Origin of the sequence: Chryseobacterium formosum (assembly GCF_026460885.1) — a bacterium.
Lineage (GTDB): Bacteria > Bacteroidota > Bacteroidia > Flavobacteriales > Weeksellaceae > Chryseobacterium > Chryseobacterium formosus.
This window is the reverse complement of the sequence record NZ_JAOVZW010000021.1, coordinates 103,591-114,338: the sequence shown is the minus strand read 5'-3', so window position 1 is coordinate 114,338 and position 10,748 is coordinate 103,591. Positions and strand designations below refer to the sequence as shown.

The following is a 10,748-nucleotide window of genomic DNA, read 5'->3' as shown; positions in this document are numbered from 1 at the left end:
CCATTCATGTGTCTTATAGTTACAATTAATAACCTTAATGAAAAAGATTTTAGCACCAATCGCTTTATTAATAGGAACTCTGGCTTTTGCGCAGCAAAGTAAAGATACTTTAAACTCTAAAGAAGAAAAGATTGAAGCGGTAACCATGACTTACAGAAAACCAACAGTTGAAGCTAAGGTTGACAGAACTGTATTTAATGTTGCCAATTCTTCTATTCTTGCAGGAAATACAACTTGGGATGTCTTAAGAATGACTCCTTTGGTAAGCATTGACAATAACGATGCCCTAAAAGCCGAAGGAGAATCTGTAACCGTTTATATCAACGACAGAAAATCTGTTTTTACCGGAAAAGAATTAAAAGAATATCTGCAGACAATTCCTGCAGATAATTTGATGAAAATTGAAGTGATTACAAGTCCGTCTTCCCGATATGAGGCTTCAGGTTCTGTCATTAATATTGTCTTAAAAAAACGTGATGATGAAGGAATGAAAGGTAGCATTACGCTAAACAACAGACAAAATACCCAAAACTCACAGTACACCAATCTTAACCTTAATTATCATAAGAAGAAATTTACTCAGACATTCGTCGGAAGTTACAGCGACAATACTTGGGTGCAGAGCAACACTTTTCTATACAACATTTATAAAGACAATATTGTAACAGAAGGATCTACAAACAATATCTGGAAAGCTAAAAACCCATCAATTTCATCTACTTCTGAATATGAACTTAACGATAAAAATACAATTGGGGTAATTCTCGAGCTTTATCGTGGGACATCCAATAATACATCAGATTCTGAATCTTCACAAACTAAAAATAATGAATTTGATTTTGTAAGAAACCAATCCCAGAAATCATCTGCTGTAAACAGTACTTTAGGAACCAACTTTTTTTACAAATACTATGATAAAGAAAAGAACAGAATTTTAGATGTAAATTTAGGTACAAACTATAACGGAGAATCTGAGAACAGCTTTTTCCAAAGAAATACCGTTACAAGTACAAATACAGATATTCAGGAACTTGGTGTACTTTCAGACACTGAAAGCCGAAATTATTACGTCAAGCTTGATTATACACAACCCTTTGGAAAATCAGGAGGAAATTTTGAAATTGGAGGAAAAATAGATTTTAATAACAATGTTATACCAAATGAAATTTACGGTTCTCTTTCAGATGGTCTGAGTAGAAAAGATACATTCCATTACGAAGATATGATTGGTTCTGCTTACGCCAATTATTCCAAAACATTTTTCGAAAAACTAGAAACAAGAGTCGGTCTTCGTTACGAATATATCGACTATAAAATCCGACAGGATATCACCGGAAATTCAAGAAATGAATCTTATGGAAAGCTTTTCCCAAGTATTTTGGTTAAATATTCTTTCTCCGACAAATATGATATAAGCTTAACCTACAATAAAAATTTTTGGAGACCTTGGTACGCCGAGTTTAATCCTTTCCTGCAGCCTACAAGCGACGGCTTCTACACCAGAGGAAATCTTGATCTTCTTCCTAACCCGAGCGACAGATTATATATGAAATTTGGATTTATGAAGAAATATTTTCTTTCTGCAAGATATCAGTACACCAATCAGGATTACTGGTCTACTGATGTAACAGAAGGAGACAAAATCATTACCGAATCTACTAATTATATTGGGAAAGTTCATAAATATAATCTCTTTGCGAACACCAATCAGTCTTTTCTGAAAAATAAACTGAATGTGAATTTGAGCTTCGGATGGAATTACATTGATAATAGTGATTTCAACGAGCGAAATGATCTTGAATTTGCTCCTAACTATATCAGTTTTTGGTCAGGTTCAACCAACTTATCGTACACCAATCTTTTTAACAAAAACATCAATGTAAGTGCATGGGTAGAAGTTTCTAACCAAAACAACGGAAATTCGGTAGCAAACAGAACCAACATCTTCCACAATATTTCGGCAACAAAGATTTTCCCTAAAACACAAATGGAATTCAGCTTACAGTTGATGAATATTTTCGGAAGACCAAATTTTGATTCTACAAGATTCAGTGAAACAAGCAGCAGAAGAAGCTCGACCAGATCCGACTGGCACGGATTTGCACTAACTTTTGTAAAAAGATTCGGAAACCAGAAAGTAAGAGAAAATACCAAAACAGATGTTGAGAAAAACAGCGGCGGCGGAAAATAAAATGCAGTGTTTTTTTATAATTGAGACGGATAATGAGCAATTCATTATCCGTTTTTTTGTGAGATTTAAATTAAATCATAAAAATGTTGGCGAAATTCTATTTATGGCATAGAAATTATTACATTAAATATAGAAAACTACACAGGATGGAAAACATGACCCAAAATAAAGATTTACTGGAATATTATTTATCATTAAACGTAAAACAACAGTTTAATATCGATCTCGATCTGAAAGACGAATTTATTTTTACAGAAAATCTAGTTTCAAAAAACACAATTATTGCACCGACTTTTTCAGATAAAATTTTGTTGCAACATGATATTAAAGAATTTTTATCGGCTTTAATAAGCGACATCAATAATGAAGAGCAACCTAGAATTAGGAGAATTTCAGAGTCTGAACAAATAAGAGATGTTATTTAAAAAAAAGTAAAATCCCTCTCTGAAAAAATGAAAGGGATTATTATTTAATGGATTTTTAATTACTAAGATATTTTGCTACTTTATCTTCTAAATCATCAAGATTAAAAGGCTTTGCAACAAAATCATCGGCTTGAGCTTCTTTTGCCAAAGCAACAATATCATTGTTTGCTGTAACATAAATCACCGGAATTTTATTAAATTCTTCATGATTTTTTAAAAGTTGCGTTGCCTCTACTCCACCAATTCTCGGGATCCAGTTGTCCATAAGAATTACATCCGGGCGAAAATTCGAAACTTTTTCGATGATATCATGAGATGTTTCTGAAATTTCAACCTGATAACCGTTTTCTTCAAAAATGATCGTAATCACTTCAAGAATAGCTTTATCATCATCGAAAATCAAAATTTTCTTCTTACTCATATAATTAACTTAATTTAGGTTTTAATTTTTTATAATTTATTGATAAAATCTGCCAAATTATGTGGTTTAATAAGCAGATCATATTTCACTTCTTTCACAGCGTGTTTCGGCATATAATTAACCTCAGCAGTTTCCGGATCCTGAATCCAGACTTTCCCATTATTTTTCTTTATGTATGATAAACCTTCCACTCCATCTGCATTTGCTCCTGAAAGCAAAATTCCTACCAAAGTTTTTCCGAAAACTTCTGCTGCAGATTTAAAAGTTACATCAATAGACGGCCGCGAATAATTCATTTTCTCAGAACTGTCTAAAGACATCGTTTTTTTATCCTCAAACAACAAATGATAATCAGCGGGAACGATATAAATTTTATTTTTTTCAATCTCACTTTTATCATCAATCTCTACGACTTCAGTTGCAATAAACTGTTGAAGTAAAGTCTGTAAAATATTGGTTGAATGTGCTTTTCTATGAAGAACAAGTACAATTGAAAAGTCTAATTTTTCGTCTAAATTTTTAATCATCTCCAAAATAACCTGCAGACTTCCTGCAGATCCTCCAATTACTATCAATTCAGTATTTGAGTTTTCAGTTTGCATGATTAAAAAACATTAGTTATGATCTACTTTTTTCCAAATTCGCTGATCTTCAATCTGGTGAAAATTTTTATCTAATTTAGAAAATCTAATGGTTTCTTTTGCTCCTAAAGCCAAAAATCCTAAATTTTCTAAACTGTTATCGAAAAGTTTAAAAACCCTTTCCTGCAAACCACGGTCAAAGTAAATTAAAACATTTCGGCAAATAATCAATTGAAAACTGTTGAATGAACTATCTGAAACCAAATTATGTGTCGATAAAATCAGTTTTTCCTGAAGACTTTTATCAAATTTTGCGCTGTCATAATTAGCTGTATAATAATCTGAAAAATCTTTTTTTCCACCGGAAAGCATATAATTTTCAGAATACAGTTTCATTTGCTGTAACGGGAAAACTCCTGATCTTGCAGTTTCTAAAACTGATGGATTCAGATCTGTTCCGTAAATCAAACATTTATGATACAAATTGGCTTCTTTCAACAAAATCGCCATCGAATATGCCTCTTCACCTGTAGAACAACCTGCAACCCAAATTCTGATTAAAGGATAAGTCCCCAATTGCGGTAAAATTTTCTCTCTTAATGCTTTAAAAAAATAAGGATCACGAAACATTTCTGTGACATTCACAGTAACCTCTTCTACAAATCGCTTCAAATATTCAGGATCGTTGATTAAAGTATAACGTAACTCAGCGAAGCTTGTAAACCTATCAATCAAACAGATACGATTTACCCTTCGCTTAAAAGAAGCTCTGCTGTACTCGGAAAAATCGTATCCGTACAGATCGTAAACATCTTTAATAAGATATTCTATTTCTTCATCTTTTACGATACTTGGTTCCAGCATTTAAGACAGATTTTCTAAAGCAGTTAATAATATATCTACGTTAATCGGTTTCGAAACATAATCCTGCGCTCCCGCATCAAGACATTTCTGACGATCTTCCGGCATTGCCTGTGCTGTGACCGCAATGATCGGAATTTTATTGATTAAAGGAGTATTTCTAATAATTTTTATAGCTTCATAGCCATCCATTTCAGGCATCATCATATCCATTAAAACAGCTGAAAAATTTTGGTCATTTTTTAGCATATCAATTGCTTCCAAAGCCATTGTTGAGCTTTCAATCTGATAACCTTTTGCTTTTAAAGTTAATCTTAAAGCAAATATATTTCGTGGATCATCGTCCACAATTAAAACTTTTTTATTCATCAGAATCTTAGCTTTTTAACTTTCATATAACCAAACTCTAAGTAAGGACAATAACTGATCGATATCTACAGGTTTTGAAATATAATCTGAAGCTCCTGCATCAATACATTTCTGGCGATCGCCAATCATCGCTTTTGCTGTAATCGCAATAATTGGAAGTCTCGCCAATTTCGGCATCTTTCTGATTTCACGGATGCTTTCGTAGCCGTCCATTTCCGGCATCATCATATCCATTAAAATCACATCAATATCAGGATTTTGCTTTATTTGCTCCAATGCGTGTTTTCCATCCATCGCAACAATAGCTTCCACTTTATATTTTTCTAAAGATTTAGTCAAAGAGAAAATATTACGGGCATCGTCATCTGTTATCAATATTTTTTTACCGCTTAAAACCTCTGTTAAAGAACCTAAAGTTTTGCTTCTCACATTTTCTAGAGAATTATTTTTTTCTTCAACCAAATGTAAGAACAAACCGACTTCATCTAAAATTCTTTGGTAAGAATGAGCCGTTTTCACTACGATAGAATCAGCATATTGCTTGATTTTCAGTTCTTCAGATTGAGATAGATTTCTTTCGGTAAAAATAATGATCGGTAGATTTTCAAGACCTTCGTAACTTTTTATCGACTCAATAATCTGATATTCATTTCCTCTGGAATCACCAATATCAAGAATGACACATTCATTTTGTTTTGAGCTTAAAGCATTCACAACGTCTTCAACATTATTTTCTACCGACAAGGAAATATTAAAATTGCTCAGGAAATAAGACAATGCACTTGCGTGTTTTGCATTTTCTTCTACGATTAATACCTTTTTAGGACCTTGCTGTAAAGCTTCTTCAATTTTTCTGAAAACATCAGTCATCTGGTCCAAGGCAACAGGTTTATTGATAAAATCAACTGCTCCTTTCATCAGACTTTCTTTTTTCACATGAAGGGCAGACATCATGTGAACCGGAATATGTTTAGTTTCTGGAGTAGATTTTAATTCGTCCATCACTTTCCAGCCGTCTTTTACAGGAAGCTGAACATCCAATAAAATCGCTTGCGGATGATATTTCTGAGCCGCAGATAAAGCGTGATCACCTCTTACCACCACAACTCCTTTATAATTCTGCATTCTTGCGTATTTCAACAAAGCTTTAGCAAAATTGGTATCATCTTCAATAATCAAAATTACTTTATCGTCTTTATTGATCTGATCTCTGTCGTCATCAACATCTTCAGGAATTTCAAGAACACTGATATTGTCATAATATTCTGTTTCACCATCATCTAAAATATTTTGAATTTCTTCAACGTCTTCACGGATGATATCAACCAACTGAACATCGGTTTCGTGCTTTACAATTTCAGAAACAGGCTTGATTGGAATGATCAAGCTAAATTCACTTCCTTTATTGACTTCACTTATTAAACTCAATTCTCCGCCCAATAATCTTGCAATTTCACGGCTGATTGACAGACCTAAACCTGTTCCGCCAAATTTCCTTCTTGTGGAACCATCGGCTTGTTGGAAAGCTTCAAAAATAATTTTCTGCTTGTCTTCTGCAATTCCGATTCCGGTGTCTTTTACAGAGAAAATGATGAAATCTTTATTTTTAGAATCTTTTTTAATATTTAAATCAATACTTCCCTCTTTTGTAAATTTCAATGAATTGGAAAGTAAATTACGTAAAACCTGATCTACACGTAAGCGATCAGTTTCGATCATTGGTTCAACTTCTTTATCAATATTTATGTTGAACTGAAGTTTTTTCTCTAAAAATATCGGATTGAAAAGGCTTTTTAAATCTTTTACAACTTCAATGATTTCTACATCTTGATATTCTAAAGTCATTTTCCCAGACTCTATCTTTGCTAAATCTAAAATCTCATCAATCAGCGTTAACAAACTGCTTCCCGAACTTTGAATAACTTTCGCAGATTCTACCTGATCTTCATTTAAGTTCTCTTCAGGATTTTCAGCCATTAATCGTGAAAGAAGAAGAATTGAATTTAAAGGAGTTCGTAATTCGTGCGACATATTTGCCAAAAACTCCGACTTATATTTTGTACTTAAAGCTAGTTCTTCGACCTTTTTCTGAATTTCATTATTTCGTTCTGCAATCAAATGGTTTTTGTCTTCCAGTAATCTTGAACGTTCCTCCAATTCAGCATTTGCCTGCATTAATTCTTCCTGCTGCACTCTCAACTCTTCTTCAGAAGCCTGAAGTTTTTGAGTTTGAGCTTCCAATTCGGTATTCAAGTTCTCCAATTCAGAATGCTGAACCTGCAATTCTTCTGATTGAGCCTGAGTTTCTTCCAATAACTGCTGCTCTTTCTCACGGCCTTTTGCTGCATTTAAAGCTATACCAATATTTCTGGCTGATTCTACAAAATAATCAATTCTATCCTGATCAAAATTGGTGATTGCCGCCAATTCTAAAACACCTATACTATGACCATCTGAAAAAATAGGAATTAATAATAAACTATTTAATTTCAGTTTACTGCTTGAAAAACTTACTACAAAATTTTCTTCTTTAAGATCATCGTAAACTTTATGTTTTGCATTGATGAAAGTCTGACCAATCATTCCTTCTCCAGGTTCAAAACTTTTTTTCATACTCGTTTCCAGGCCGAAAGCTGAGCACAACTTCAAAGTTCCTTCATCAAAAAGATACATCGATCCGTTGATGCATTTCCCATATTCAATTAACTGATTTAAAGACCTTTCTGAAACTTCTTTTACCGATTTGTTTCCCATCAAAGATTCATTCAGCAAAGCGAGACCTTTTTGCCTCCAGTCACTTTTATTTATTTTATCAAAAGATTTTTTAAGAGAATCTTTCATGTGATTTAGAGAATCTACCAGATCACCCAAATCATCTTGTGCATCATCTGCTAAAGTTTGCGTGTAATCTCCGTTTGCAACACGGTTTGCAATCTTTTGAATTGCACTTACACGTCTGCTAATTTCAAGGTCTTTATCTCTTAAATCTTTTTCCAGTTTTTCTCTTCGAACAAGATCAGATCTTAATTTTAAATAAAAAAAGACAGTCACAACAATCGCTGAAAGTGCCGAAAAAACAATAAATAAAACCGTCGTATTTGAAGAGTTATTAAGATCTTTATTTTTAATTTCAAGTTGAGATTCTTCAAACTGGGCAAATTCTTTGACAATCTTTCTGCATTTATCCATGTAAGATTTGCTCAGCATGATTTGCTCCTGCGTCATAACCATTCCTTTTCTGCGGTTCTCTACAAACAGCTTAAGGTTAGCAATATTACCTTCAACATTTTGTTCTAAATTCTCTAAAAGTTTTTGTTGATGTGTGTCTTTTATATTTAAACTTTTTGCTCTTTCAATTGCCTGTGAATATTCATTCAAACTTCTATTGTAAGGCTCTAAAAAGCTTTCTTTTCCTGTCAATTGATAACCACGATTTCCTGTTTCGGCATCCAAAAGCGCCACTAAAACATCTTTTACAGCGGTAACGGAACGTCTGCTTACGCCAACGCTTTCACGGTGTTTCATTTGATTTTGAATACTTAAATACGATGCAACCGAACTTGCAATGAGTATCAACAATGATAAACCGACACCAAATTGTAGGTTTCTTAGTATTTTTTTCGGCATAAAATTAATTTAATGGTAATGTGAAATAGAACGTGGAACCTTCATCGATAATACTGGAAACTCCTATGTTTCCATGATGTTGTTTGATAATTTCCGAACAGATGTAAAGCCCGATTCCCATTCCTTGAAACTGCAGCGAAGATTCTTCAACTCTATAAAATTTATGGAAAACTGCTTCTTGTTTAAAATCAGGAATACCAATTCCGAAATCGGTGACATTTACTTTTACTTCCTGTTCTTCTTTATCAACAAAAGTAGTCACAATAACCTGATGATTTTCAGGAGAATATTTAATGGCATTTGTTAAAAAATTAATTAAAACCTGTTCAATACGAATCGCATCCAAAGGGATTAAAATATCCGGAATAAAACCGTGACGATCAATTTTCACTTGCTTATTTTCATGAGTCTGAAGAATGGTATCGATAGAATTTTGAATAAGCTGATCAAGATTCGTTGGTTTTTTATTAATTTTCAGTTTACCGTTTTCAATTTTTGAAACATCTAATAAATCGGTAATCAAGGTATTGAGTTTTTCAATTTGATCATGAACTTTAACCATAAAACTCGCTTCTGCACTTTCTTTACCAAGTTTTAATTTTCGATCTAAAAGCTGAACATAAGCTTTAATACTCGTCAAAGGCGTTTTCAATTCGTGACTTGCAATACTCAAAAACTCGTCTTTTTCTTTCTCAACTTTCTTCTGATCATCGATGTCTGTGAAAGTTCCTACCCAATTTTTAATTACATTTTCTTCATGAACTGGTGTTACTCGAAGCAAATGATATCTGAAATCTCCAGTTTTTCTATTTTTAATACGAATTTCGAGCTCTAAAGCCTTTCCTTTCTTTTTACAACGGGAAAATTCATCTTTTATATCTAAATCATCGGGATGAACTTCAGGAAAACTGGTGTCGGAAATTGAATATTCATACCATTTTCCGTTAACGAAATCTACAATTCCTTCTTCATTTAAAGTAAATGCAATTTGCGGTAAAGATTCAAGCATCAGATGAAAATGATCAATCTGAGATTTCATAGTAACCTGAGATTCACGTCTGCCTTTCACTTCAAGTTCAAGGCTTTGTTGCGTTTTTTTCATTGCAACGCTCTGTTCCTGAATGTTATAAAAAGTTTTCACTTTCAATAAAAGAATTTCAGGATCTACAGGTTTTGTGACATAATCTTTCCCTCCGGAAGCGTAACCTTTTGTAATAAATCGTTTTTCGGTATTTACAGCCGACAAAAATATAATAGGAATTTCTTTAGTTCTACTGTATCCAGCTAGAGTTTCGGCAACTTCGAAGCCGTCCATTTCGGGCATCTGAACATCTAAAATAATTAAAGCATAATCATTTTTTAATGCTTTCCCCAATGCTTCCTGACCAGAATCAGCGGTATCTACCTGAAAATCTTTAGATTCTAAAAGTTTTTTTAATGAAAAAAGATTGTTTTGGTTATCATCAACTATTAAAATCATATCAACGAAAATAAATAATTTGTTATAATTTACTTAGCCTCAAAAATACTCACAAAAATTCGATAAACAGTTATACTTGAATCATATTTACCATAATGTAAATGATTAGTAATTAATTTGAAAAATTTCAGGTAAATTTTAAAATAATCGCAAAACTTACTCAAAAATCGATATCAAATTGAAATTCATCTTAAATATTAAAAAAATGGGTAGTTTTCATAAGACTTTTATTTTGAAATTTTTTCTATGCTCGCAACAATGATGCCATTTAAAAATCTAATTATTTATAGCAAGATGTTTTTTTATTTACTATTCTATTTTTTTTTATATTTTCATTAAAATTTTTCCATATAAAATAAAAATGAAGAAATTCTTTCTATCGATAATAATTTGCATCACGTTTGGAAGTTATCATTTACATTCACAATCTAAGAACAACAGTTTTGACTATTTCGTAAGAGAATCAACTGCTGTTAATTTTGGCAATATGAAGGAGCTGAAAGATAAATGGCGAGAATTAAAAAATGACACCGTAGTTTACAGTTCTTATTTTAAAGGAGCGTCTTGTGATATTCCACAATCTAAATCAATGAATATGGAAATTGTAAATGATACTTTAATTTTTAATTTCGGAATTAAAAAGAATGATGATTGCGAGCGGAAATTTGGCACTTCTGGAATTATCGTTGATTTTGTTATCAATAAAAACAAATATCCAAATTATAAAGATTTAAAAATGAAATATATTGGAAGAAATTAAAACTTTATGAGGATAGAAAATCAAATTGAAGAA

General features: G+C 32.4%; 9 protein-coding genes. 3 read left to right on the top strand and 6 right to left on the bottom strand.

Annotation, left to right across the window (positions count from 1 at the left end; translation table 11 throughout):
- The first annotated feature begins 37 nt into the window (after positions 1-37).
- Together OF897_RS17090 and OF897_RS17085 are read left to right on the top strand one after the other, a co-directional pair.
- Complete coding sequence (locus OF897_RS17090) at positions 38-2,191, top strand: outer membrane beta-barrel protein (protein ID WP_267266888.1); 2,154 nt, start codon at positions 38-40, stop codon at positions 2,189-2,191.
- A gap of 146 nt (positions 2,192-2,337) precedes the next feature.
- On the top strand, positions 2,338-2,616 hold the full coding sequence (locus OF897_RS17085) for a hypothetical protein (RefSeq protein WP_267266887.1): 279 nt from the start codon (positions 2,338-2,340) through the stop codon (positions 2,614-2,616).
- Between the two features lie 55 nt (positions 2,617-2,671).
- Here the strand turns inward: OF897_RS17085 and OF897_RS17080 are convergent, their stop codons facing one another.
- Genes OF897_RS17080 through OF897_RS17055 form a run of 6 tightly spaced genes read right to left on the bottom strand, consistent with a single transcriptional unit; the run spans position 2,672 to position 9,955 of the window.
- A complete protein-coding gene (locus OF897_RS17080; RefSeq protein ID WP_267266886.1) occupies positions 2,672-3,037 on the bottom strand; it encodes a response regulator in 366 nt (121 codons plus the stop codon).
- Between the two features lie 29 nt (positions 3,038-3,066).
- Positions 3,067-3,639 carry a chemotaxis protein CheB gene (locus tag OF897_RS17075; RefSeq protein WP_267266885.1) on the bottom strand — a complete coding sequence of 191 codons (573 nt, stop codon included), beginning with the start codon at positions 3,637-3,639 and terminating at the stop codon, positions 3,067-3,069.
- 12 nt (positions 3,640-3,651) lie between these two features.
- On the bottom strand, positions 3,652-4,482 hold the full coding sequence (locus tag OF897_RS17070; protein WP_267266884.1) for a CheR family methyltransferase: 831 nt from the start codon (positions 4,480-4,482) through the stop codon (positions 3,652-3,654).
- Entirely contained in the window at positions 4,483-4,848 is a 366-nt protein-coding gene (locus tag OF897_RS17065) for a response regulator (RefSeq protein ID WP_267266883.1), read from the bottom strand.
- A 15-nt stretch (positions 4,849-4,863) separates the two neighbouring features.
- Positions 4,864-8,475, bottom strand: a complete 3,612-nt coding sequence (locus tag OF897_RS17060; RefSeq protein WP_267266882.1) for a response regulator — start codon at positions 8,473-8,475, stop codon at positions 4,864-4,866.
- Between the two features lie 4 nt (positions 8,476-8,479).
- Positions 8,480-9,955 carry a hybrid sensor histidine kinase/response regulator gene (locus OF897_RS17055; RefSeq protein ID WP_267266881.1) on the bottom strand — a complete coding sequence of 492 codons (1,476 nt, stop codon included), beginning with the start codon at positions 9,953-9,955 and terminating at the stop codon, positions 8,480-8,482.
- A gap of 361 nt (positions 9,956-10,316) precedes the next feature.
- Here OF897_RS17055 and OF897_RS17050 point away from each other — a divergent pair, with 361 nt between their 5' ends.
- Complete coding sequence (locus tag OF897_RS17050; protein ID WP_267266880.1) at positions 10,317-10,715, top strand: hypothetical protein; 399 nt, start codon at positions 10,317-10,319, stop codon at positions 10,713-10,715.
- The last annotated feature ends 33 nt before the right edge of the window (positions 10,716-10,748 follow it).